22 protein-coding genes are annotated in these 23,286 nt (G+C 71.0%); 10 read left to right on the top strand and 12 right to left on the bottom strand.

All coding sequences use genetic code 11. From position 1 onward, the window contains the following. The first annotated feature begins 25 nt into the window (after nt 1–25). Entirely contained in the window at nt 26–667 is a 642-nt protein-coding gene (gene serB, locus C9992_RS01350; RefSeq protein WP_106813804.1) for a phosphoserine phosphatase SerB, read from the top strand. 47 nt (nt 668–714) lie between these two features. Beyond that, nucleotides 715–1,422, top strand: a complete 708-nt coding sequence (locus C9992_RS01345; RefSeq protein WP_106813803.1) for an alpha/beta fold hydrolase — start codon at nt 715–717, stop codon at nt 1,420–1,422. Nucleotides 1,423–1,467: 45 nt separating this feature from the next. Here the strand turns inward: C9992_RS01345 and fabG are convergent, their stop codons facing one another. After that, nucleotides 1,468–2,178 (bottom strand): 3-oxoacyl-ACP reductase FabG, encoded by a 711-nt coding sequence (gene fabG / locus C9992_RS01340; protein WP_106813802.1) that lies wholly within the window; start codon nt 2,176–2,178, stop codon nt 1,468–1,470. Between the two features lie 129 nt (nt 2,179–2,307). Here fabG and C9992_RS01335 point away from each other — a divergent pair, with 129 nt between their 5' ends. The 4 genes from C9992_RS01335 (at nt 2,308) to C9992_RS01320 (ending at nt 4,414) form a co-directional block, all read left to right on the top strand. After that, nucleotides 2,308–2,850, top strand: a complete 543-nt coding sequence (locus C9992_RS01335; protein WP_106813801.1) for a DUF4190 domain-containing protein — start codon at nt 2,308–2,310, stop codon at nt 2,848–2,850. Between the two features lie 66 nt (nt 2,851–2,916). Continuing rightward, entirely contained in the window at nt 2,917–3,303 is a 387-nt protein-coding gene (locus C9992_RS01330; protein WP_200826198.1) for a DUF3099 domain-containing protein, read from the top strand. Continuing rightward, nucleotides 3,300–3,530 (top strand): hypothetical protein, encoded by a 231-nt coding sequence (locus C9992_RS01325; protein WP_106813799.1) that lies wholly within the window; start codon nt 3,300–3,302, stop codon nt 3,528–3,530. Before C9992_RS01330 ends, C9992_RS01325 begins: the two co-directional genes overlap by 4 nt. Then, complete coding sequence (locus tag C9992_RS01320) at nt 3,527–4,414, top strand: SURF1 family cytochrome oxidase biogenesis protein (RefSeq protein WP_235007906.1); 888 nt, start codon at nt 3,527–3,529, stop codon at nt 4,412–4,414. Before C9992_RS01325 ends, C9992_RS01320 begins: the two co-directional genes overlap by 4 nt. Before the next feature lie 10 nt (nt 4,415–4,424). Here the strand turns inward: C9992_RS01320 and C9992_RS01315 are convergent, their stop codons facing one another. Beyond that, nucleotides 4,425–6,023, bottom strand: a complete 1,599-nt coding sequence (locus C9992_RS01315) for an ABC-F family ATP-binding cassette domain-containing protein (protein ID WP_106813797.1) — start codon at nt 6,021–6,023, stop codon at nt 4,425–4,427. A 272-nt stretch (nt 6,024–6,295) separates the two neighbouring features. Between C9992_RS01315 and C9992_RS01310 the strand changes: the two genes are divergently transcribed. The 4 genes from C9992_RS01310 to C9992_RS01295 all read left to right on the top strand — a co-directional run bounded on the left by C9992_RS01310 (nt 6,296) and on the right by C9992_RS01295 (nt 10,380). Next, complete coding sequence (locus C9992_RS01310) at nt 6,296–7,546, top strand: sensor histidine kinase (protein ID WP_146145282.1); 1,251 nt, start codon at nt 6,296–6,298, stop codon at nt 7,544–7,546. After that, nucleotides 7,543–8,214 carry a response regulator gene (locus C9992_RS01305; protein WP_106813795.1) on the top strand — a complete coding sequence of 224 codons (672 nt, stop codon included), beginning with the start codon at nt 7,543–7,545 and terminating at the stop codon, nt 8,212–8,214. Before C9992_RS01310 ends, C9992_RS01305 begins: the two co-directional genes overlap by 4 nt. Before the next feature lie 97 nt (nt 8,215–8,311). Beyond that, complete coding sequence (locus C9992_RS01300; RefSeq protein ID WP_106813794.1) at nt 8,312–9,658, top strand: acyltransferase family protein; 1,347 nt, start codon at nt 8,312–8,314, stop codon at nt 9,656–9,658. 71 nt (nt 9,659–9,729) lie between these two features. Beyond that, nucleotides 9,730–10,380 carry a biotin transporter BioY gene (locus C9992_RS01295; protein WP_106813793.1) on the top strand — a complete coding sequence of 217 codons (651 nt, stop codon included), beginning with the start codon at nt 9,730–9,732 and terminating at the stop codon, nt 10,378–10,380. A gap of 66 nt (nt 10,381–10,446) precedes the next feature. Here the strand turns inward: C9992_RS01295 and C9992_RS01290 are convergent, their stop codons facing one another. From C9992_RS01290 to C9992_RS01240, 10 genes are all read right to left on the bottom strand, one after another. Next, the gene (locus C9992_RS01290; RefSeq protein ID WP_235007904.1) at nt 10,447–11,484 is read right to left on the bottom strand and encodes an ABC transporter substrate-binding protein; all 1,038 of its coding nucleotides are present in this window, start codon (nt 11,482–11,484) and stop codon (nt 10,447–10,449) included. Between the two features lie 22 nt (nt 11,485–11,506). After that, nucleotides 11,507–12,340 (bottom strand): ABC transporter ATP-binding protein, encoded by an 834-nt coding sequence (locus C9992_RS01285; protein WP_106813792.1) that lies wholly within the window; start codon nt 12,338–12,340, stop codon nt 11,507–11,509. Further along, a complete protein-coding gene (locus C9992_RS01280) occupies nt 12,337–13,287 on the bottom strand; it encodes a FecCD family ABC transporter permease (protein ID WP_235007902.1) in 951 nt (316 codons plus the stop codon). The genes C9992_RS01285 and C9992_RS01280 overlap by 4 nt, the downstream gene beginning before the upstream one ends. A gap of 113 nt (nt 13,288–13,400) precedes the next feature. Further along, nucleotides 13,401–14,414, bottom strand: coding sequence for a FecCD family ABC transporter permease (locus C9992_RS01275; protein WP_106813790.1), 1,014 nt, complete (start codon nt 14,412–14,414; stop codon nt 13,401–13,403). Next, a complete protein-coding gene (locus C9992_RS01270) occupies nt 14,411–15,340 on the bottom strand; it encodes a siderophore-interacting protein (protein WP_106813789.1) in 930 nt (309 codons plus the stop codon). Before C9992_RS01270 ends, C9992_RS01275 begins: the two co-directional genes overlap by 4 nt. Before the next feature lie 70 nt (nt 15,341–15,410). Further along, nucleotides 15,411–16,535, bottom strand: a complete 1,125-nt coding sequence (locus C9992_RS01265) for a WxL protein peptidoglycan domain-containing protein (RefSeq protein WP_106813788.1) — start codon at nt 16,533–16,535, stop codon at nt 15,411–15,413. Nucleotides 16,536–16,608: 73 nt separating this feature from the next. Further along, nucleotides 16,609–18,543, bottom strand: coding sequence for a purple acid phosphatase family protein (locus C9992_RS01260; protein WP_106813787.1), 1,935 nt, complete (start codon nt 18,541–18,543; stop codon nt 16,609–16,611). 144 nt (nt 18,544–18,687) lie between these two features. Then, nucleotides 18,688–19,905, bottom strand: a complete 1,218-nt coding sequence (locus tag C9992_RS01255; protein ID WP_106813786.1) for a HupE/UreJ family protein — start codon at nt 19,903–19,905, stop codon at nt 18,688–18,690. Between the two features lie 719 nt (nt 19,906–20,624). Continuing rightward, on the bottom strand, nt 20,625–22,061 hold the full coding sequence (locus C9992_RS01245) for an MFS transporter (protein ID WP_327316517.1): 1,437 nt from the start codon (nt 22,059–22,061) through the stop codon (nt 20,625–20,627). Then, the gene (locus C9992_RS01240; protein WP_407662202.1) at nt 22,058–23,221 is read right to left on the bottom strand and encodes a MalY/PatB family protein; all 1,164 of its coding nucleotides are present in this window, start codon (nt 23,219–23,221) and stop codon (nt 22,058–22,060) included. Before C9992_RS01240 ends, C9992_RS01245 begins: the two co-directional genes overlap by 4 nt. Nucleotides 23,222–23,286 lie beyond the last annotated feature (65 nt).

The raw sequence follows: 23,286 nt of genomic DNA, 5'->3' as shown, positions 1-23,286 counted from the left end.
CGGCGGCCCCGACTAGCGTTGAGGCATGCCCGTCGCCCCCGCTCGCTTCCTCGTGGTCCTCGACGCCGACTCGACGCTCATCCGCAACGAGGTCATCGAACTCATCGCCGATGAGGCGGGCCGCGGCCCGGAGGTGGCTGCCGCGACGGAGGCCGCGATGCGCGGTGAGGTGGACTTCGCCACGAGCCTGCGCTCCCGCGTCCGCGAACTGGAAGGCGTGCCCGTCGCCGCGTTCGCGCGCGTGCTGTCGCGGATCGAGCCCACGCCCGGGGTGACCGATCTCATCCGCACCGTGCACGAGCGTGGCGGCGCCGTGGGGGTGGTCTCGGGCGGATTCCACGAGATCCTCGACACCGTCGCGCCCGACCTCGGCGTGGACATGTGGCGGGCGAACCGCCTCGTCCACCGGGACGGCGTGCTCAGCGGCACCGTCGACGGCGGGATCGTGGATGCCGCGGGCAAGGCCGCCGCGCTGCGGGAATGGGCCGCCGAGCGCGATGTGCCCCTTCATCGGACGATCGCGATCGGGGACGGCGCGAACGACCTCGAGATGATGTCGGCGGCCGGCCTCGGGATCGCCTTCAACGCCAAGCCCGCTGTGCGCGCCCGCGCGGACGTCGTCGTGGCGCCGGTGGACCTCGCCGAGATCATCCCCCTCCTTCCCTGAGGAGTCCCGCCCGGCGCGATGTCGGGGCCGGCGACTAGCGTCGGAGGATGCACATCATCCTGGTCCCCGGTCTCTGGCTCGACGCGTCGTCGTGGGGGGAGGTCTCCCCCGCCCTCGAAGCGGCCGGACATCGCACGCACGCTCTCACCATGCCGGGCGTGGGCGCCACCGGTGCCGACTCCTCGGGCGTCGGGATCGCCGACTGGATCGCCGCGACGGTCGCAGAGCTCGACCGTCTCGACGGCCCGATCGCCCTCGTCGGCCATTCCGGCGGCGGCAACGTCGTCTACGGGGCCGTCGATGCACGACCCGACCGCGTCGCGCATGTCGTCTTCCTCGACACGTTCCCGCCGGGCGACGGCGGGTCGATCTCTGAATTCCCCGTCGTCGACGGTGTCGTTCCGTTCCCGGGCTGGGACTTCTTCGACGAGTCGGACGTCTCGGACCTCGACGCGCAGACCAGGGCTGCGGCGGCGGATCGTGCGCGTTCCGTGCCCGCGCGGGTGCCGACCGACCCGATCCATCTCACGGACGAGCGCCGTCGCTCCGTGCCCGCCACGATCATCACCGGAACAGTTCCGGCGGCGCAGATCCGCGAGATCATCGCCGCTGCGCCGGCATGGGCGGCGGAACTGGCGGCGCTCGAGCACCTCGAGATCATCGAGCTGGGCCGTCCCGGCGATCCCACCGGGCACTGGCCGCAGTTCTCGCGACCCGGCGCGGTGGCCGAGGCCATCCTGCAGGCGATCGGCTGACCCGGCTCACCGAAGAAGCAGGAGCACGAGAGGCATGCGATCGGATCAGTGCCCCATGCCCAGGCCACCGTCGACAGGGATGACGGCTCCTGAGATGTAGGCGGCATCGTCCGACGCCATCCACGCCACGACACCGGCGACCTCGTCCGCGGTCGCGAAACGGCCGGCCGGGATGCTCTTCTTGTACTCGGCCTGGGTCTCGGCCGGGAGCTCGGCGGTCATGTCCGTCTCGATGAAGCCCGGTGCCACGACATTCGCCGTGATGCCCCGTCCGCCGAGCTCACGTGTCAACGACCGAGCGAAGCCTACGAGCGCGCTCTTGGACGCCGCATAGTTGATCTGGCCGGCGGAGCCGTAGAGCCCGACCACACTGGAGATGAGGATCACGCGTCCCCACTTGGCGCGCAGCATGCCCTTCGATGCTCGCTTGACCACGCGGAAGGCGCCGCCGAGGTTCGTCGCGACGACGCTGTCGAAATCGTCCTCGGTCATCCGCAGCAGGAGCGTGTCCTTGGTGATGCCGGCGTTGGCGACGACGATCTCGACCGGTCCGAGGGTGCTCTCCACCTCCGTGAAGGCGGCATCCACGGCGGCGGCATCCGTCACATCGGCGCGCACCGTCAGAGCGCCTTCGGGCCCCTCGCCGGAGCGCGCCGTCACCGCGACCTTGTACCCGGCGGCGACGAAGCGTTCGGCGATGGCGCGGCCGATGCCGCGGTTGCCGCCGGTGACGAGGACGACGCGATCAGTGGACATAGGGGACGCTCCCGGGTTCAGTGGCGGATCCGCACCAGCCTAGCGGCGGCTCCGGTGTCCTCCCCTTCCCGTTTGACAGCCCCGGGCGGCGCTGGAACGCTGGACGCAGACACCGACGAAAGGGCCACCGTGAGCGACACCCCTCCTCAGAACCCCGCACCCGAACCGGGCGCGTATCCGCCGGTTCCGCCCGCTCCGGCAGCCCCGCCCGCGCCGTCGGCACAGCAGCCCGCGCAGCCCGGACCGGCCGCGTATCCGCCGCCGCAGGGCAGCTACCCGCCGCCCGCGTACGGCGCCCCCACGGAGCCTCCGGCCTACGGCTCCGCGCCGGCGTACGGCTCTCCGTCGGCCTACGGCGCCGCCCCGGCATACGGTGCCGGCTACGGCTACGGCGCCCCGGCCAAGACGAACACCCTCGCGATCGTCTCTCTCATCGCATCCATCTCGGCCTTCGTCATCCTGCCGCTGATCGGCTCGATCGTCGGCGTGATCACCGGTCACATGTCGCTCAGCCAGCTCAAGAACAGCGGCGAGCAAGGTCGCGGCATGGCGCTGGCAGGCACCATCGTCGGGTGGGTCGGCGTGGGTTTCGCCGTCCTCGGCATCATCGCCGCCATCCTGTTCTTCTCGTTCTTCGTGGCGACCTACCAGGGCTACACCTACAGCTCCTGAATCCCCCGCCCCGGGATCCGCTCCCAGGGCGATCAAGCGATGCAACCGGCGTACGCTGGAAGCACCGTGAAGAGCTCGAGCCACGCCCCGTCGGCGACATCCCTGCCGCGCGCACCGCGCGACGAGGTGAGCGCGCGGTCCACGCGGTATCTGGTGATGATGGGCGTGCGGATCGCATGCTTCATCCTGATGGTCGTCATCACGCCGTACGGCTGGTACACGTGGGTGCTCGGCGCCGCCGCCATCTTCCTGCCCTACATCGCCGTCGTCTCGGCGAACGTCGGTCAGGAGGCCAGGCGCAACCGTCGGGAGGATCCCGAGCCGGCCCTTCCCGCAGCCGCGCCCACGGCACCGCCCGCCGCGCCCCGCGTGATCCGCATCGAAGAGGCGCGCACCGATCCGGTCGCGCCCCCCGAATCGGGCACAGACGGCACCCCGGACCGGCCGGCATGAGCGCGCAGTCGAGCGGGCAGGTCGCCGACGCGGTCTGCTCGCGAGCGGGATGCCGCGCCACGGCGCACTGGCGCATCGACTGGCGCAATCCCCGCATCCACACCGCTGACCGCCGCAAGACGTGGGTGGCGTGCGACGAGCACGTCGACTACCTGCGGGACTTCCTGGCCGCGCGCGACTTCCCCCTCTCTGTCGCGCCCCTGGCTGAGACCGGGGCGCCACGATGACGCGCCGATCCGTCAGCATGCAGCGGCTTCCGCGAGCCGGGCGGTGGGCGATCTACATCGCCCTGGCGGTGGTCTTCGCCATCGCGTGCGCGTTCTTGTCGAACTGGCAGTTCTCGCGCAATCAGGAGCGGGCCGGGCAGCTCGCCCTCGTCGCCGAGAACTACGACGCCGCAGCGGTGCCGCTCGCAGAGGTCATCCCCGCGGGCGGCGAGCTCGACCCGCAGGACGAATGGCGTCCCGTCCGCCTCACCGGCACCTACCTCACCGACGACCAGCTGCTCGCCCGCAACCGCCCGCACGGCGGCACGTCCGCGTTCGAGGTGCTGGTTCCGTTCCGGCTCGACGACGGCCGTGTGATCCTGGTGGACCGGGGCTGGGTACCGCCCGGACAGGACCAGCCGGAACCGGACGCGGTTCCCGCACCCCCGGCCGGCGAGGTCACCGTGGTGGCGCGGCTGCGGCCCGGCGAGGCCCTGCCCTCGTCTGGCCGGTCGGCCCCGGAGGGTCAGGTGCCGACGATCAACCTGGAGCTCGCGGCCGGCGCGATCTCTGCGGAGTCGGGCGCCGCGCTGGAGCGGAGCGCGTACGGGGTGCTGGTGAGCGAGGACCCGACGCCGGCCACCTCACCGAACGCGCTGGAGGCGCCGTCCGACGACCCCGGTCCTCACCTGTCGTACGCCATCCAGTGGATCCTCTTCGCGGTGATGGGCTTCGTCTTCATCGGGTACGTGATCCGGACGGAGCGCCGCCACCGCCGCGAAGACGCCGAGGAGGCCGCTGCGGCGGAGCCGACGACGGATGCCGCGCAGCCCGCGCCGCCACGACGCCGCAGGGACCGCGATGCCGAGGACGAGGACGCCCTGCTCGACGCCGCCGGCCGCTGACGCGGATAGGTCACGCGAGCGTGACGAGATCCGCGTAGTCGCGGCCCCAGATGTCTTCCACGCCGTCGGGCAGGATGAGCACGCGCTCCGGGTTGAGGGCCTCCACGGCGCCTTCGTCGTGGGAGACGAGGATGACGGCTCCCTCGTAATGCGCCAGCGCCCCGAGGATCTCGTCGCGCGAGGCCGGGTCGAGGTTGTTGGTCGGTTCATCCAGCAGCAGCACGTTCGCCGACGACACGACGAGCGTGGCCAGCGACAGCCGCGTCTTCTCGCCGCCCGACAGCACCCCCGCGGGCTTGAGCACGTCGTCGCCGGTGAACAGGAACGATCCGAGCACCTTTCGCGCCTCGGTGGCGGTGATGTCGGGCGCCGCCGACATCATGTTCTCCAGCACCGACCGCGAGACGTCCAGGTTCTCGTGCTCCTGCGCGTAGTAGCCGATCTTCAGGCCATGACCGGGCTCGACCACACCGGTGTCGGGCCTGTCGACGCCCGCGAGGATCCGCAACAGCGTCGTCTTGCCGGCACCGTTCAGGCCGAGCACGACGACCTTGGAGCCGCGGTCGATCGCGAGGTCGACATCGGTGAAGATCTCCAGCGAACCGTACGACTTCGACAGGCCGGACGCGGTGATCGGTGTCTTGCCGCAGGGCGCGGGCTTGGGGAACCGCAGCTTCGCCACCCGGTCCTCCTGGCGCACCTCTTCCAGACCTGACAGCAGCTTCTCCGCACGAGCGATCATCTGGTGCGCCGCGGCGGCCTTGGTGGCCTTCGCACCGAACTTCGCCGCCTGCTGCTGAAGCGCGGTCGCCTTCTTCTCGGCGTTGGCGCGCTCCTTCTTGCGACGCTCCTCGTCGGCCACCCGCTGGCGCAGGTAGTTCTTCCAGTTCATGTTGTAGACGTCGATGACCTGGCGATTGGCGTCGAGGTAGAACACGCGGTTGACCGTCTCGCCCACGAGCTCCACGTCGTGGCTGATGACGATGAGACCGCCCTTGTATCCCTTCAGGAAGTCGCGCAGCCACACGACGCTGTCGGCGTCGAGGTGGTTGGTCGGCTCGTCGAGGATCATCGTCTGCGCGTCGGAGAACAGGATGCGAGCAAGCTCGATGCGGCGACGCTGACCGCCGGAGAGGGTCTTCAGCGGCTGGTCGAGGATGCGATCGGGCAACGACAGGTTGTGGGCGATCGACGCCGCCTCAGCCTCGGCCGCGTACCCCCCGAGCGCCTCGAAGCGTTCCGTGAGGTTTCCGTACTTCCTCATGGCGCGAGCCGCGACGTCGAGGTCGTCCGACGCCATCGCCAGGGATGCCTCGTGCATGCCGATGGCGAGCGATCCGAGGCCGCGGGCGTCGAGGATCCGGGTGCGGGCGAGCATCTCCGGGTCGCCCGACCGCGGGTCCTGGGGCAGGTAGCCGAGCTCTCCCGACCTCTCGACCTTTCCTCCCGTGGGCAGCACGTCGCCGGCGAGCACCTTGGTCAGCGTGGTCTTGCCTGCGCCGTTGCGGCCGACCAGCCCGATCTTGTCGCCGTCGGACACGCGGAAGGACACGTCCGACATGAGCACGCGGGCGCCCACGCGGATCTCAAGGTCGTGCACGGCGAGCACAGCGGATGTCCGTTCCGTCGGTGGAGTGAGAGCTGGCCGAGTGGCCAGCCATCCAGTATACGGCCCGCTCGCCCCGCTCCGTCCGGGTCGCGACCGTGGCGCCGGATAGCTCCGCAGAGGGATGCGGTCGGTACCGCAGGGGGATGCCTCCCCCGGCGTCGGCGGCGTACCGTTCCGGGATGGTCCGATCACGGACCTCGTCGCGCGCCCCGTTGCTGCGCCGTGGTGTACGCGGCGTCTTTGCGAATGCCCAGGACTGACAGGATGACAAGGTGCACGCCTCCACACCCCCCGGATCCGCTGTGACGCCGGCGCGCCGCGACGCGGCGCGTCTGGTCGCCTTCGGCGCCTTCGCACTGGCGATGGTGGCGCTGTTCTCCGTGCTGGTGCCCGTGCACATCGCGCTCTACCAGCAGCCGGCTGCCTTCGCCTTCCTGTTCGGCGTCCTGCTGTGCGCGTCCCCGCTGCTCGCGGTGCGGTTCCCCCGGTCGGGCGTTGCGGCGTTCGTCGTCGCGGCGATCGCCCTGCCACTTGCCGTCGTCGATGCGACGACCGCGCCGTGGCCGTGGTCGGTTCCCGCCATGCTCGTGTTCTTCCTCTTCATCGGCGTCGTCGCCTTCCTGCACGGCTGGCGTCTCGCCCTGCTGGCGTGGATCCCGGCGATCGTCGGAACGCTGGCCGTGGCGATCGCACTCGCCGTCGCGGTCCCGCTCGTCGCGTCGGTGGTGAATCTCGTCATCGTCACCGCGATCTCCGGAGCGGCACTCCTGGTGGCGGTGCTAGTGGCCAGCCGCCTCCGTGTCGGAGCGGAGCTCACCCGCGAGCGTGAGGTCAGCGCGCAGGAGCAGTCACGGCGGGTGGTGGTCGAAGAGCGTGCCCGCATCGCCCGCGAGCTGCACGATGTGGTGGCGCATGGGATGTCGCTCATCCAGGTCCAGGCGTCGACGGCGCGCTACCGGGTTCCGGCACTCTCCGATGACGCTGCCCGCGAGTTCGACGAGATCGCCCTGACCGCGCGCACCGGTCTGACCGAGATGCGACGCCTGCTCAGCGTGCTCCGCACCGATGACCAGGATGCCGATCTCGCGCCGCAGCAGGGCCTGGCCGACATCGGCGAGCTCGTGCAGACGGTGCGCCGCGCCGGCGCCGTCATCGACGCGACGCTTCCGCCGGCTGCCTCGGAGCTGCCCAGCGCGGTCGACATCGCGGCGTTCCGCATCGTCCAGGAGGCGCTGAGCAACGCCGTGCGCCACGCGCCCCAGGCCCCGATCGAGCTGGTCGTCGACGTGGATGCCGCGGCCCTCCGGCTGCGGGTGCGCAACGCGCCGACCGGCTCGGCGGAATCGACACCCCCGGCGTCGCATCACGGGCACGGGCTGCTCGGCATGCGGGAACGTGCCGCCCTGGTCGGCGGAACCGTCAGCGTCGGCGCTGACCCGGACGGCGGCTGGACCGTCGCCGCCAGGCTCCCGCTCGCGCCCGACGCGCCGAGCGCCCCCGCCTCGGACGGAGAGACGAAATGACGATCAGCGTGCTCGTGGCCGACGACCAGGCCATGGTACGGGCAGGATTCGCCGCCCTGCTGGACGCCCAGGACGACATCCGGGTCGTGGGGCAGGCCGCGGACGGCGCCGAGGCGGTCGCCCTGTCGGCGCGGCTCAGCCCCGACGTCGTGCTCATGGATGTGCGGATGCCCGGCGTCGACGGCATCGCGGCGACGCGACGCATTCTCGGACCGGACTTCCCGGCCGCACGCGTTCCCCGGATCCTCATGCTGACGACCTTCGACATCGACGATTACGTCTACGACGCGCTGGAGGCCGGCGCCAGCGGCTTCTTGCTGAAGGATGCGCTGCCGGACGACCTGGTCCATGCCGTGCGCGTCGTGGCCGCCGGCGATGCGCTCCTGGCGCCCAGCGTCACCCGTCGGATGATCGAGCACTTCGCCGCGCGGCGGCCGCGTACCGGGCGGGCGGTGTCCGCCCTGCGTGAGCTCACCGAGCGCGAGCGAGAAGTGCTCACGCTCATCGGACGCGGCCGCTCGAACGCCGAGATCGCGAGCGAGCTGTTCATCTCGGAGCAGACCGTGAAGACTCACGTCGGCAAGGTCCTCGCCAAGCTGGGCGCACGTGACCGGGTGCAGGCAGTCATCTTCGCCTACGACGCCGGCCTCGTCGAACCCGCTCCCTGATATCCCTCCCTGGAGTGAGGAGGGTGGGCACCACGGAGTGATGCCTGCCCGCACACCGTCTCCATAGCCTTCCCGGGACGCTTCCCGAGGAGGACTCATGACTGTCGTAGACGCCGCCCGTGCGGCATCCCCATCCCGCAGCCGGGGGCGAGACCGCGCGATCGACCTGATCAGGGCCGTCTGCATCGTCGGAGTCGTGCTGCTGCACGCGATGATGGTCGGCGTCGAGGTGACCGCCACGGGCCCCGCGTTCCTGAATGCGAGCGACGGAGCGTGGTGGATCGTGCCGCTGAGCTGGGCGCTGCAGGTCATGCCGCTGTTCTTCGTGATCGGAGGGTTCTCGGGCGTCACCGCCTTCCGCCGTGCGCGAGCACGCGGCGGCAGCGCCCGCGAGTTCGTCGCCGGGAGGATCCATCGCCTGCTGCTGCCCGCCGTCGTCACGATCGGCGCCGCCGGCGCCCTGCTGGCGATGCTCTCGGCCGCGGGGGTCGGGGCTGATCTCGTGTCGCTCGCGGGCTTCCGTTTCGCCCAGCCGCTGTGGTTCCTCGGCGTCTTCCTCGTGTGCCAGGCACTGCTGCCGGTGCTGGTGCGCCTCCACGAATCCGCGCCCTTGCGATCGCTCGGCGTGCTCGCCGGGCTCGCGCTGATCGTCGACGTCGCCCGGATCGCCACGGGCGTCGACGCGCTGGGCTTCATCAACCTCGCCTTCGTCTGGCTGGCGCTGCAGCAAGTCGGGTTCTTCCTGGCCGACGGAGCGATCGATGCGCTCTCGCGCCGCACGCGAGCGATCGCTGCCGCCGGGGCGACCGCGATGCTGGCGCTGTCGTTCGCCGGCGGCATCCACTCCCCCGACCTCGTGGCGAACATCAATCCGCCCACGACGGCGCTGCTGCTGGTCGGCGTCATCCACACCGCGCTGTTCTCGCTGTACCGAGCGCACGTGGAGCGTCTTGCGCAGCGACGAGTGCCCGGGGCGCTCACGGCGTTCGTCACGCCACGCGCGATGACGATCTACCTGTGGCACATGCCGGTGCTGCTGAGTCTGGCGGGCATCACGGCCGCCGCGGCCATGACGAGCGGGATGCCGCTGCCTCCGATCGACGGGCCGGGGTGGTGGATCGGGCGGCCGTTGTGGCTCGCGGTCGCGCTGCTGGTGACCGCCGTCGTCGCTCGGCCCCTGTCACGCATCGAGGCGGTGAGAGCACCGGCGGCGACGCGTTCGGTGCGCCGGTTGATCGCCGCGACATCCGTGGGCGCCGCAGCCGTCGCGCTTCTGCTCGTCGCCGGCACCACCGCGTTCACCGCGACAGCAGCCGTCGCCCTCCTCATCGCCGCCCTGCGTCTGGCGCGCACACCGGTGCGAAGCAGTCGCGTGACGGCTTCATCGCTCTCGCGTATCGCAGAAGGGAGCCCGGTCCGCGTGGGGGCCGCTGGTGGATGGTGAACAGCGGATCGGCCGATCATTGGTGGACGCCATCCAAGTATCGGGTGCAGGCGGCCCCTAGGCTGAGTGCCATGTCATCCATCGCCGCTGCCTCGACCGCCGCCGCCGGGACACGTCGGGTGCTCGCCGACGTCATCGCCCGTCCCTCTTCCCGTGCCCGTGCCTTCGCGCTGGACGCCGGGCTGATCGTCGCGGGAGCCACGATCGTCGCCCTGCTCGCCCAGGTCGAGATCCCGCTGTGGCCGGTGCCCATCACGGGGCAGACGCTCGGCGTCATCGTGGTGGGCGCGGCACTCGGCGCGTGGCGCGGCGCGGCGGCCCTCGGCACCTACATGCTCGCGGGCTTGGCCGGCCTCCCCGTCTTCGCAGGATTCACCGGGACGGTCGCTGCCGTCGGCAAGCCGAGCTTCGGGTTCGTGATCGGCTTCATCCTCTCCGCGTTCGTCGCGGGGTGGTTCGCCGAGCGCGCCTGGGACCGCCGCCCCGCGCTGGCGTTCGTGGGGTTCGCCGCGGCCAGCGTCATGCCGTTCCTGGTGGGCATCCCGTACATGGCCTTCATCCTCAACGTCGTCCTGGGCCTGGACTACTCGTTCGGCGAGGTGATCGAGGCGGGGCTGCTGCCGTTCATCGTCGGCGGCGTCATCAAGGCTGCGCTCGCCGCGGCCATCATCCCCGGCGCGTGGGCGCTCGTGCGCGCCGTCGACAAGCGCAAGCGTTCCTGACTCCTCCATCTCCACGACGCAGAGGACCCCGGCCGAGCGGCCGGGGTCCTCTGCGTGTCGGGGAGATCAGCCCCGGGCGGTCGCGGTCGCCGCGGCGAGCTGCTCGAGCATGGTGGGCAGCAGCCAGGGCAGGGACAGCGCCGTCGGCGAGACGGCGGAGACGTTCTCCTCGCCGACGATCGCCGCGACGGCGCCCTTCTTGACGGCGGGGATCAGCTGTCCCCTGTCCGACGCGAGGAACTCGTCGAGCGCGGACTGCTCCTCGGCCTGCGTGAAGATCACCTGCGCGTCGATCTGGTCCAGGTTCTCGTAGCTGACTGTCGTGTAGAACGTGCTCTCCCCGTTGTCCAGCGCCGTGACGCTCTCGGCAGGGACGAAGCCGAGGTCCTGCAGGATCTCCACGCGCGCATCGGACGGAAGGTACGCGTACAGCGTGTCGACGTCGTCATCGATGTACGCGATGGATGTTCCCTCGAACTCCGGGTGCGCGGCGGCGGCATCGGCGATCTGCGTGTCGAGGTCCGCCAGCACGTCCTCCGCCTCAGCGCTCAGGCCCAGCGCTTTGCCCGTCTCCGTGATGACGTCCCGCCATGGCGTGGCCCACAGCGCCTGCTCCGGGGCGACGACGGGAATGCCGGCCGCCGTGACAGCGTCGTATTCCTCCTCCGTGAGGCCGGAGTACGGCGCGATCAGCACGTCGGGGTCGGCGGCGAGGAGCTCCTCGACCGACAGCTCGTAACTGGCGTTGTCGAGGATCGCCGGCGCGTCGCCGCCGAGCTCCTCGATGGCGTCTTCGACCCAGGGGGTGATGCGGTCGTCGCCGCCACCGTAATCCATCGAGGGAATGGCGACGGGAACGATTCCGAGCGCCAGCACGGCGTCGGTCGCCCCCCACCCCCACGTCGCGACCCGCTCGGGCGGGGAGTCGATCGTCGTCTCACCGTAGAGGTGATCGAACGTCACCGGGAACGCCGACGCATCTCCGGCGGCCGTGGACGAGGCGGCTGGTTCGTCGGCCGCCGGTCCGGCGCATCCGGTCAGCGCAAGAGCGCCGGCCATCGTGAGCGCCACCAGAGCGCCGAAGGACGAGACGCGAGAAGGCATCGCTGTGTTTCCTTTCGTCAGGTCACCCCTCGTCCGCGACGACATGCGAGCCGCCGGGGACGGGAACGACAAGGGGGGTCTGGGTCAGGGGATCGGGAATGACGAGCGCGTCCAGCGCGAACGCCTCCGCGATCACCGCGGGAGTCATCACCTCGTGAGCCGAGCCATGGGCGACGACACGCCCGTGCGACATGACGACGAGGTCATCGGCGTAGCGTGCTGCCAGGTTGAGCTCGTGGAGCACGACGACGATCGTCGTCCCGTCGCTCCGGTTGAGCTCCCGGAGCAGGTCGAGCACCTCGATCTGGTGACTCAGATCCAGGAACGTGGTGGGTTCGTCCAGCAGCAGGATCCGCGGGCTCTGGGCGAGCGCCATCGCGATCCACACGCGCTGGCGCTGCCCGCCCGACAGATCGCCGACCGGACGGTCCGCCAGCTCGCTGACGCCCGTCCGCGCCATCGCCTCATCGACTCGTGCGGTGTCTGTCGCGCTCCAGCGCTGGAACACTCCGCGGTGCGGGTGCCTGCCTCGCGACACGAGTTCGGCCACGGTCAGCCCGTCGGGGGCCGTGGGGTGCTGCGGCAGCAGGCCGACGGTCTGCGCGAAGGTGCGCCGGGGAATGGTGGAGACGTCGGTGCCGTCGAGCTCGACAGCGCCCCCGAGCGGGCTGTTGACACGGGCGAGCACGCTCAGCAGGGTCGACTTGCCGCAGGCGTTCGCGCCGATGATCATGGTGATCCGCCCGGGCGCGATCTCGAGGTCGAGGTCTGCGATGACGCGACGTCCGGGGTATCCGGCCGCGAGACCGCGAGCGGCCAGCCGCGGAGCCGGCGCGGGAGCGGATGCGGTGGTCACAGGTGTCGTCCTTTCGATGCGGTGAGCAGCCACAGGAGGAAGAGCGAGCCGATCGCGCCCGTGACGACCCCGACCGGCAGGGAGACTCCCGGCACCGCGTACTGGGCCACCAGGTCTGCTGCGACGAGGAGGGCAGCGCCCACTGCTGCGCTCGTGCCGATGCCGACCGCACCGTGGCCGAGAAGCGGCCGGGCGATCGCCGGCGCACACAGTGCGACGAACGAGATGGGTCCGACGAACGCGCAGGTCGTGGCGGTGAGGAGCACCGCCACCACGACTGCGACGCCCCGCACCAGGGCGGGTCGCACCCCCAGCGACACCGCCGTGGGCGCGCCCAGCTGTGTCAGCGGCAGCCAGCGCGCGCACGCGATGACGAACGGCGCGCTCACCGTCGCGACGGCGGCCACCACGATCACGTTCCACCACGGTGTCGAGGCCAGGCTCCCGGTGAGCCAGATGAGCGCGGCCTGGGCCAGCTCCACCTTCGCGCGCACCATGAGGTAGCTGGTGATCGCAGCGCACAGGAAGGAGATGCCCACCCCGGCGACGATGAGCCGGTACCCGCCATCGCTGCGTCGGCCCGCCAGCAGCAGGAAGGTCGCCACGACCAGTCCGCCGACGAACGCGAACAGAGCCAGCAGCGGTCCGCCGATCCCCAGGATGAGCAGGCCGAACACGGCAGCCGCCCCGGCTCCCCCGCTGATGCCCAGGAGATCGGGGCTGGCGAGGGAGTTGGACAGCAAGGACTGGAGCAGAGCGCCGGCGACCCCCAGGCACGCCCCCACGAGGAGGGCCATCGCCATGCGGGGAGCCCGGACCTGGAACACCACGTACTCCTCGACACGCGATCCGCCGCCGGCGAGGGTGCGCCACAGGTCCGTCGGCGTCAGCGTGTAATCGCCGATCGACAGCGAAACGACAGCCGCGACCACGACGACCAGAGCCACCCCGGCTCCGACGAGAAGCCGTCGGCGGCGCACCCGCGCCCGCACCGAAGCCACGCGGCCTGGAGGCCCCGAAGCGGTCATCCGCGCCGGGGATGCGCTGTGCGGCGCGGCGCTCACAGGGCCACCTGCCGTGTGCGCAGCACCAGCGAGATGAGCAGCGGCGCCCCCACGAACGCGACGACCAGGCCGGCCTGCACCTCGCCGGGCAGCGCGATGACACGCCCCAGCACATCCGACAGGAGCAGGACGGCGGCACCCGCCGGCGCGCCGATGAGCAGCAGCCAGCGGTAGTCGGAGCCCGCCAGCGCACGAAGGGCATGCGGCACCAGCAGCCCGAGGAAGACGATCGGCCCGGCGATCGCGGTCGCGCCGCCGCACAGCAGGACGATGGCGAGGATGCCGAGCGCCCTCGTTCGCGTCACGTTGTGACCGAGCCCGGTCGCGGTCTCTTCGCCGAGGGCGATCAGATCGAGGCCGCGCGCGCACAGGGCCGCCAGCACCAGCCCCACCGCGACGGGACCGGCGACCGCGGCGACCGCGTCGAGCCCTCGCGCCGTCAGTCCTCCCACGGACCAGTACCGGTAGACGTCGAGCGCTTCGCGGTTGGTCGTCAGGATCATCAGCATGACCGCGGTGAGGCCGGCGGTCACCGCGGCGCCGGTCAGGGCGAGCTTCGCCGGATTCCCGCCGTCGGCGCCCCGTGAGCCGATGACGGCGACCACGAGTGCGGCCACCGCGGCGCCGGCGAACGCGAACCACACGAAACCGGCGGGCGTCGTGATCCCCGCGAGGGTGATCGCCGCGAGGACCGCCACCGCGGCGCCGGCGTTCACACCGAACAGACCCGGATCGGCGAGAGGATTGCGCGTGAGGCCCTGCATGACGGTTCCCGCGAGCGCCAGCGCCGCCCCGGCGAGCAAGCCGATCACGGTACGCGGGACCCGCTGCGAGAGCACCACCGTGTGGTCCGCGCTGTCCGGATCCGGCGCGAAGAAGGCCTGCACCACGTCGGCGGGTGCGATGGCGCGCGCGCCCACGCCGAGGCTCAGCACGACGGCTCCGCCGAGGAGCACGATCACACAGACCAGCACGAGGCGCGCCCGTCGCGTGCGGGCGACGCCGCTCATTCGATGCGTTCCGCCTGGCCGAGCCGCCAGTACCCCATGAACGCGACCCGCTTGCGGTCGACTCCGCGTTCGCTCACCAGCATGCGGCGCAGCGTCTTCACGGTCGCAGCCTCCCCGGCGATCCACGCGTAGAACTCTCCGTCGGCCGGATCGGGACTGTCCCACAGCAGCTCCAGATCGACGTCGATGTCGTCGACCAGCTGCCGACGGGGCGCCGCCGCGCGCGCCAGGACCTCGCCGGAGGCATCCGCCCACGACGCGAGAGCATCGATGAGGCGTGCGCCGTGTGGCCGGTCCTCGCGGGGCAGCCACGTGAGACGCGCCGTCTCGTGATGGCGCACGTCGAGCACGTCGTCGGCCGTCGGCACCTCGATGAAGGCATCCACGTCGTACTCGTCGCCGAGCAGCTCGAGGATCGCGGTGATGGCGGGGGCGGCTGTCTCATCGCCGGCCAGCAGGACGCGACGAGCCGTGCCGGGGTGCCAGTCCAGACCACCGGCCGAGAGCGGGCTGCGCGCATCCGGGCCGACGATGATCAGCTGCTGACCCGGGACGGCCTGCTCGGCCCACGCTCCGGCGGGGCCGGCGTCGTGGTGGGTGACGAAGTCGACGTCGAGCTCTCTGCTGTCCGGGTCGATCCGCCGGACGGTGTAGGTGCGGAAGATGTTGCGCTCGGCGTGCGGAAGGGCGCGCCAGCGGTCGTACCAGTCCCCCGCTCCCTCGTCCTGCCCGAAGTCGGAGAAGGTGCCGTCCGGGTGCGGCAGCACGATCTTGATGCGCTGATCCAGGCGCGCCGTGCCGAAGTGCTCGAACTCGTCGGCCGTGAAGGTGACGCGCACGAAGTGCGGTGACAGCCGCACGCTGCGCGCGACCTCGGCGCTGTACGGACGGTAGGCAGGCCGGACCGCGGTCTGAGTCGAGGGCATGACATTAGGCTAGCCTTACCTACTGCCCAGTGCCAAATGTGAACTCGCCCGGGCACCCTCCAGGGCGGGGTCAGGGAACGGGGATCTCGGCATCGTCCGGTGCCCCGTCGCGTTCGCGCGCGCGACGGTCGTGCGCCAGGGCGCGATCCACGGCCTCGGCGATCCGAGCGTCTTCTTGCTCCTTCCGCTTCGCGCGCTGCCGGAGGATCCGGCGGACGATGAAGAAGGCGGCGAGCCCGGCCAGAACGAGGATCCCCAGCGCGACCCACGGCACCGCCCAGCCGGCAGCGGTCGCCGTCACCGGCTCCAGAGGGGCGGTCGTACCGGCGGCGTCGGTCACGACGGGGATGACGATCGCCGTGGCCGTCAGGACGAAGAGGGCGCCGACGTCGTGGACGGCCACCCGCTGGGTCCACGACTCCCCCGGCAGCAGGCGGGGCGGGGCCGCGATCTCCCCGGCGTCCCGCGCGAACCAGCCGAACGGCCCGGCGACCGTCGCGGACTCCTGAGACGTCACGAGGGTGTTGCCGGTGTTGTGCAATGTGTACGTGAGCGTCGCGTCACCGGTCGCGAAGGGGTTGAGTCCTCCCTGCCAGTCGACGCGGGCGTCCTCGACGGCGAGTGCGGGCGTCAGCTCGCCCGCGACCCGCAGATCGATCCGGATGCCGAGCCGTCGGTCGACCGAGACACCTGCCTCGTCGTCCTCGGCGCCGAGGGAGGTGATGACTCCGCCGGCGTAATCCCCCGGTGTCGCCTTCTCGGGGACCGTGACCGTGAAGGGGATGGTCGCGGACCCTCCGGGCGCGACGGCGACACGGTCCACGTCGGCGTGCAGCCATGCGCCGATTCCTGCGGAATCCGCTCCGGCCACCAGCACATCGAACTGGCCGGAATCCGTGGTGTACCCGTCGGCGGCATAGACGGCGAGGTCGAGCGCCTGATCCCCGTGATTGGCGACCACCAGCCCGTCCTGGATCGTGGCGCCCGGGTTCAGCGTGTACGTGAAGCTCGTGCGATCCGCGCCGAGGCGATTGGACTCGGTCCGGACCGTCCACGTGACATCGCCGCTCTGGGCGGCGCTCGCGCTCGGGGCGGCTGGGACAGCCGCGTGCGCGCCGGCCGCCGACGGCGCAGCGGCCAGCAGCACACTCAGCGCCGACGCGGACGCGAGGCGGAGAAGGGACGATGCTCTCATGTTTGGCTTTCTGGGTAGATCAGGGCGAGAGCCGTTGCGAGGCGGGCACGGGCTCGCCTCGCAACGGCCTGTCTCAGCCGGCCAGTGCGGTCAGCGTGAGCGTCGCGCGGTAGGTTCCGCGGTCGGCGCTGGTGGGGATCTTGAGATCCAGGTCCGCGCCGAGCGTGGCCTCACCACGCTCGTGACCCTGCGCCGCTGCGCCCAGTCCGCGCGAGACCGCGAGGCCGTCTCCGCCGTCGTAACCGGAGGCGACCGGCTCAGCCGCCGCCGCACCCGCACCCGGGGTGACGACCTTCGGCGTCCACCCGAGGAACTTGCCGGAGAACGTCTTCGAGCCGTCCGTGAAGTCACCGACGGAGGCCGCGATCGACCAGGGCGCCAGCGAACGACGCGTGTCGGAGACGGTGATCGGGTTGATCTGCCCCTTCGCCTCGAAGTACTCGCCGCTGTGCTCCTCGGCGGTGCCGAGGTCGACGAGACCGTTGTCGCCGGCGATCGTCCACCCGAACTCGCCCGGCGCGGCGGTTGGCACGTCGACCTGGATCTCCTGCCCGCCCTCGCCGTGGTCGGGGTGGATGGTGACCTGGTCCACGACCGAACCGACCGGCTTGTCCGCCGCCGCGGCGGCGCTGCGGATGTCCTGCACGACCAGCTGGTCCTTCTGCACCGAGACCTTCACGTACGACCGCACCTTCTCCTGGCTCTGCACCGAGTTGTACCAGTAGCTGCTCGGGTTCAGCGGGTCGGCGCCGTTGCCGGCACCGCTTGTCCCGCTGCTGTCAGGAGCAGTGATGTTGTAGTACTTGGAGCCCGAGGCGGAGTTCGCCGTCATGTAGATGACGCCGCCGGGGCCGGCGAAGAGCTCGTCGTCGCCCGGCTGCTCGTCGGGGTTCGCCTTCACTCCGTTGCGGATCTCGTAACTGCGCGTGTAGACGTGATCGTGTCCCTGCAAGACGAGGTCCACGCCGAGGTTCGAGAACGCCGTCGGGAAGTCGACTCGCCGGACCTTGTTGTCGCCGTCCTTCGCGTGCGAGGCCGCGGAATAGATCGAGTGGTGGTAGACGAGCACGGTGTACTTGGCGTCGGCGCCGTGGTTGTTCACCACGTCGGTCACGTAGGCCACGTGGGCCGCGTCACCGCCGCCGCCCTGGGTGGTCGTGTAGCTGTTGCTGTTCAGGTCGATGAACAGCACGTCCTTGTAGATGAACCAGTAGTCGCCGCCCGAGGTGTTCGACGCCGGGTCGCCGTTGGAGTAGTACGCGCCCGAGCGGTCGGTGTTCGGGGTGTACAGGTGCTGCTCGTACGCCTTGCCGCCGACGTCGTGGTTGCCGATCGTGGCGACCCAGGGGTACTGGCGCAGCTTGTCGGACGCGAGGAACGCGTCCCACTGCGTCTCGGTGTTCGCCGTCTCGACCTGGTCGCCGCCCGAGACGAGGAGCTCCGCCTCGGGGTTGGCGCCGAGCGCGACATCCAGCGTGTCGGCCCATCCGGCGCCGTCGTTCGCGACGTTCCCCGACGCCCCGATCTGCGGGTCGCCGAAGAACAGGAAGTCGAAGTCGCCCTCGAAAGAGCGGGTCGAGAACGTGTACGCCGACGACCAGTTGCCCTGCGAACCCACGCGGTACGAGTACGCGGTGCTCTCGGCGAGGTTGGTCAGCGTGGCGTGCCGGTTGTACCCGCCGCTGGACGCGATGTTCGCGGCGCCGGTCGCGGTGAAGGTCGCCGCGTCCGCGGGGAACTCGCCGTCGACGAGCGACGCCGTGGGTGCGACCTGCACCACCTGGTTCGTGTCGCCGGAGGAGTACCACGTGACGATGCGCTGCGACTCGTCGGCACCGACGCCGAGGATGATGCCGGTGAAGTTCGACGTCTCTTCCGCGAACGCGGGAACGCCCGCGACACCCGCGAATGCAAGAGTCGTGCTCAGTGTGGCGGCGGTGATCCAGGCGACCGCTCGGCGTCGGGGACGCCGTGGGGCCTGACCGGATGCCGTGAGCGTGAACGACATGCAGTGTCCATTTCTCTCAGTTCCCGACAGGGAACGCGTGCGGCCTCGTTTGGGGCCGGTAGAACGTTTCGCCCGTCACGTGGACGGCTGGTGAACAGTTGACCCAGGTCATCTATCTGTGGTGCGAACTCTCACGTGCGGCGGTCACTGGCCGAGGATCCGCTCGAAGAACCACAGCAGACCCGCCGCCGTGACCGACACCGCGAGCGCCCCTGTGGCCCACAGGCCCACCGTCGGCACCCGGCGGCGCAGCAGGACGATGAGGGGGAAGACCAGGGCGATGATCGCGATCTGAACCACCTCGACGCCGATGTTGAACACGAGCAGCGAACCGAGCAGTGTCCACGACCAGGGCTCGTCGATCCCCAGGGCCGATGCGAAGCCGAGTCCGTGCACGAGCCCGAACACGAACACGACGGCGAGGCGGAGCCACCCGGCACGGTCGATGCCGAGCGGGCCGCTCTTGCTGTCCAGCTCCGGTGCGGCCTTCCCGCTGCGCCACAGTCCCCATAGATGCCACGCGCCGACGATCGAGATGGAGAGCGCGATGACGGGCTCGATCAGGGCGGCCGGCGCGCTGACCACGCCGGTCGCGGCCAGGATGAACGTCACCGAATGGGCGACGGTGAACGCGGTGGCAGCGAGGACGACCTCCCGCAGTCTGCGTGACCCCGCGATCAGCGCGAGCAGGAACAGGATGTGGTCGGCGCCGGTGAGCAGATGCTCGGCCCCCAGCAGGAAGAACTCGCCGAAGCGGGTCGCGAGGCTCTGCTCGGTCGAGAAGGTCGGCGACGCGGCGTCGAGCGCGGCACTTCCGGAGTGCGCGTCGATGTCGTACGTCAAGATCGTCTTGGTGTCGCGCACGTAGCCCTCGTCGTCGCCGAAGAGCGTGCTGGTGACGACATGCGCAGACCCGGGGCTCGTGCACGCCGCATCAAAGCCGATGACGGCGTACGGCACCCCTTCACGAACCGTGATCTCGACGTCGCCGTCACGGGCGAGGGCGCACACTTCGTCGCCGGAGGTCACCGTGAACCGGTCGGCGACGTACTGCAGCACCGTGTCGTCATACGCCTCGAGCGCACGGGCCTGATCGTCCGCGTCTCCAAACTGGAAGGCCTCGGTCCCGTCCTGGAACAGCGGGTCGTTCCGCTCCGCGTCCGCTGCCGACACGACCAGCAGGTCGTACTCCAGCTCCAGGCTCACCGCCACGTGGCCCGGCCGGTCGCCGGTGGCGATCTCGGCGTAGACGACGGAGGTGAATCCGTGCGCGGATGCCGCGCCGCCCGTCGTTGCCGAGGCGACGAGTCCGAGCACGACGGCGAGGGCGGACAGGATGAGGCGAGAGTGCCGGCGGATCATTCGGGCTCCTTCAGGTACCAGAGCACCGAACGCCACCGCGGTGAACAGTGCGTGCACGCGGGGAGAACACCGCACGACGGACAGCCTGCCGACGCGTCCGTCCCATTCGACCGGTGCGAGAGTGGCACCTGTCACATCGACAGGAGGTCCCGTGTCCCGTTCGCCCCTCACGCGCGCCGCCGCGCTCGCGTGCGCCCTGCTGACGGTCGGCCTCTCCGGATGCGCCACCGCCTGGGAGCAACGCGTCGCGCCGCTGCCCGTCGGCGCGGCCGCGGCGGGCTTCGTGCCGACCCCGATCCCGACGCCGGAGGCGACCGTCTCCCCGCCACCGGGATCCTGGGACGGGATCGCCCCGGCGCCGGGCTATCGCGTCGTCCTCGTCACGATGGGCGATGACACGCCGACCCGCACGCTCGTGTCAGCGGTCGAGGACTGGGCCGCCGGCTCGGGCGTCGCGCTGCGCACCGTGCGCGTCGAGCACGACCCGATCGCCGGTCTCGTCGAGGGCATGGAACTGAACGGCGAGCTGATCGTGAGCGTCGGTGACGGGCTCGTCGACGCTCTCGCCACGGTGAGCGCGAATCACCTCGACCGGCAGTTCCTTGTCGTCGGAGCAGAGATCGCCGAGCCCACGGCCAACGTCACCGCCGTCGACTGGACCGGGGCGGGCTACCGCGGCGAAGGGCTCGGCACAGCTGCCGAGTACGATGCCGGCAGCTTCACGCCCGAGCGCGCGAGCGAGGCGGTGCGCGCCGGCGCGGCCGCCGTGCTGTCGGGGCTCCCGGGCGTGGTGCTGTGGATCGACTGCCCTCGTGGGCATGCCCGAGCCGCAGACCTGGAACCAGCGCAGCCAGCGCGAGGACGCCGGCGATCGCGAAGACGGCCGGGAAGCCGGCATCCGTGCCGACCAGCGCGGTGAAGACCAGGCCCAGGATCGCGATCGACGACGCCGAGCCGATGGAGTCCGAGATGGACAGCGCGGATGAGTTGAATCCCTGGTTCTGAGGTGTCGAGTACGCCAGGGTCAGCACCGTGAGACGCGGGTACATGAGCCCCATGCCGCCGCCCGCGAGGCCCCACCCCGCGATGAGGACGGCCGGATGCCAGGCCAGCAGCGCCGTGGCGGCGGCCACCACGAGCGCGGCGACAAGCAGCGCCGTGCCGATGAGCGTGATCCGCGTGTTCCCGATCCGGTCACCGAAGCGACCCTGCACGTCGGCCGCAGCGGCCCACGCGATCGCGGCCGCGGTCAGACCCAAGCCCGCCCATGTCGGGGAGAACCCGTACCCGTCGATGAGCAGGTAGGGGACGTAGATCTCAGCGCCGAACAGCGCCCCCGCGATGAGTCCGCGCATGAGCACGACACTGGGTAGCCCTCGCGCAGCCATGAGGGTGCCCGTGGGCAACAGCGGTCGGGAGGCGAGCCCGATGACGACGATGGATGCCGCCACCGCCGCCCAGGCCCAGCCGCCGAACTCGCCGGCGAGGCTCAGGCCGAGGGCCCCCGCCGCGACCGCCACCGCACAGGCCAGGCGCGGTGCGACGCGTCCTGTCGCCGGCTCATCGGTATGCAGCGGGAGGCCGTGCAGCCGGGCGACGACCATGCCGAAGGCGGCCACCGTGAGCGCGGCGACGCCGAGGAACACCCACCGCCAGTGCAGGAACTCCGTCACCGCGCCGGCAAGGAACGGGCCGATGAGCGAGGGAACGACCCATGCCGCCGAGAACGCCGCGAACACGCGTCCGTGCATCGCGCCCGGGTACACGCGGGCGACGACCACGTACAGCGCCACGGTCTGGCCGCCCGTACCGAGCCCTTGAATCAGCCTTCCCACGACGAGGACGGGCATGTCGGGGGCGAAGCCGGCGACCAGCAGACCGATGACGAAGAGTCCGACGGAGGTGCTCAGCGGCGCGAGCACTCCCCCGCGGTCGCACCAGGCCCCCACCGCCACCATGCCGATGACGCTGGTCGCCAGCGTGCCGGCGAAAGCCACCGCGTAGAGCCGCTGGCCGTCGAGGTCAGCGCTGACCACGGGCATCACGGTGGTCACCGCGAGGGACTGGATCGCCGCCAGGAAGATCAGCGCGACCGCGCCGACCGTCACCCAGACGTAGCGGCCCTGCCAGATACCGGTCTCGGGGTCGGCTGTCACGATCGCGCGAGCGCGCCCACGCGCGCCACCGCCTCGCGCAGCACGTCTGGCGAACAGCCGAAGTTCAGGCGAACGTGCCCGTTCCCCTCTTCGCCGAAGTGCGGACCGAAGTGCAGGGCGACCTTGGCCTCACGAAGGATCTTCGCGGCCGGATTGTCTCCCCAGCCGAGGGCGGAAAGGTCGATCCAGGCCAGGAATCCGGCATCCGGGATCCGGTAGCGGGCGGCGGGCACGTGTTCGGCGAGCAGCTCGGCCAGCAGCACCCGGTTCGCGTCGAGCGCGGCCAGTTGAGCGTCGAGCCATTCATCGCTCTCGGGCGCGAACGCGGCGACGGCGGCCAGCGCGCCGAACAGCCCCGTTCGCCATTCGACCTCGGCGGGAAGCGATCGCACGACCTGTGTCGTCGCGTCGTCCGCCGTGATCATGAGCGCGCACTTGAGGCCCGCCAGATTGAAGGCCTTGCTGGCGCTGGCCACGGCGTAGCCGACGCGTGCGGCGACCGGGGACGCGTCCAGGAAGGGAGTGAACGTCGCGCCGCGACCGGTCAGCGGCGCGTGGATCTCGTCGCTGACGACGACGGCTCCGAAACGCGCGGCGAGGTCGGCCAGCGCAGCCAGCGTCTGCCGGGAGTGGACGGTGCCCGTCGGGTTGTGCGGGTTGCACAGCAGGATCGCGCGCGCACCGCCGGCGAATGCGGCCTCGATGCCTTCGAGGTCGAGGTGCCACCCCTGGCCGGTGTCGACGAGCGGGACCCGCTCCACCACGGCGCCCGCCTCGGGGATGCAGTCGTAGAACGGCGGGGAGACCGGCGGTGTGACGATGACACGGTCCCCCGGTTCGGTGACCGCACGCAGGATCTCGACGACGCCCATCATGACGTCGCACGTCGTGCGGATCCGTGCCGGGTCCACCGTCCAGCCGAACCGCCGCTGCGCGAACGCGGCGTACCCCGCCCGCACTCCCGGGTCCGGCGGCGTGTATCCGGTGTCTCCGAGCTCCACCGCCCGCGCGAGCGCGGCCGTGATCGCCGGAGCCGGCAGGAAATCCGTCTCGGCGACGAACAGCGGGAGCACATCGTCGGGGTAGGTGCGCCATTTGGTGCTCGTACGCTGACGCAGCTGATCGACGGGAAGTGCCTGGAGGGGGGTGATCACGCTCACCATCCGAGCCTATCGAGAGCGCCGTGTCCCGGTCGCCGACCCGTCACCTCGGGACATCGCCCGGG

The organism is Microbacterium timonense, assembly GCF_900292075.1.
GTDB lineage: Bacteria > Actinomycetota > Actinomycetes > Actinomycetales > Microbacteriaceae > Microbacterium > Microbacterium timonense.
The sequence above is the reverse complement of the archived record's forward strand: the minus strand, read 5'-3'. Positions and strand labels throughout refer to the sequence as shown.

Excerpts from the sequence above, each read along its gene's own strand:
- serB (WP_106813804.1), top strand. The coding sequence starts at position 26 with ATGCCCGTCGCCCCCGCTCGCTTCCTCGTGGTCCTCGACGCCGACTCG.
- C9992_RS01345 (WP_106813803.1), top strand. The coding sequence starts at position 715 with ATGCACATCATCCTGGTCCCCGGTCTCTGGCTCGACGCGTCGTCGTGG.
- fabG (WP_106813802.1), bottom strand. The coding sequence starts at position 2,178 with ATGTCCACTGATCGCGTCGTCCTCGTCACCGGCGGCAACCGCGGCATC.
- C9992_RS01325 (WP_106813799.1), top strand. The coding sequence starts at position 3,300 with ATGAGCGCGCAGTCGAGCGGGCAGGTCGCCGACGCGGTCTGCTCGCGA.
- C9992_RS01320 (WP_235007906.1), top strand. The coding sequence starts at position 3,527 with ATGACGCGCCGATCCGTCAGCATGCAGCGGCTTCCGCGAGCCGGGCGG.
- C9992_RS01305 (WP_106813795.1), top strand. The coding sequence starts at position 7,543 with ATGACGATCAGCGTGCTCGTGGCCGACGACCAGGCCATGGTACGGGCA.
- C9992_RS01300 (WP_106813794.1), top strand. The coding sequence starts at position 8,312 with ATGACTGTCGTAGACGCCGCCCGTGCGGCATCCCCATCCCGCAGCCGG.
- C9992_RS01295 (WP_106813793.1), top strand. The coding sequence starts at position 9,730 with ATGTCATCCATCGCCGCTGCCTCGACCGCCGCCGCCGGGACACGTCGG.
- C9992_RS01290 (WP_235007904.1), bottom strand. The coding sequence starts at position 11,484 with ATGCCTTCTCGCGTCTCGTCCTTCGGCGCTCTGGTGGCGCTCACGATG.
- C9992_RS01275 (WP_106813790.1), bottom strand. The coding sequence starts at position 14,414 with ATGAGCGGCGTCGCCCGCACGCGACGGGCGCGCCTCGTGCTGGTCTGT.
- C9992_RS01270 (WP_106813789.1), bottom strand. The coding sequence starts at position 15,340 with ATGCCCTCGACTCAGACCGCGGTCCGGCCTGCCTACCGTCCGTACAGC.
- C9992_RS01265 (WP_106813788.1), bottom strand. The coding sequence starts at position 16,535 with ATGAGAGCATCGTCCCTTCTCCGCCTCGCGTCCGCGTCGGCGCTGAGT.
- C9992_RS01260 (WP_106813787.1), bottom strand. The coding sequence starts at position 18,543 with ATGTCGTTCACGCTCACGGCATCCGGTCAGGCCCCACGGCGTCCCCGA.
- C9992_RS01255 (WP_106813786.1), bottom strand. The coding sequence starts at position 19,905 with ATGATCCGCCGGCACTCTCGCCTCATCCTGTCCGCCCTCGCCGTCGTG.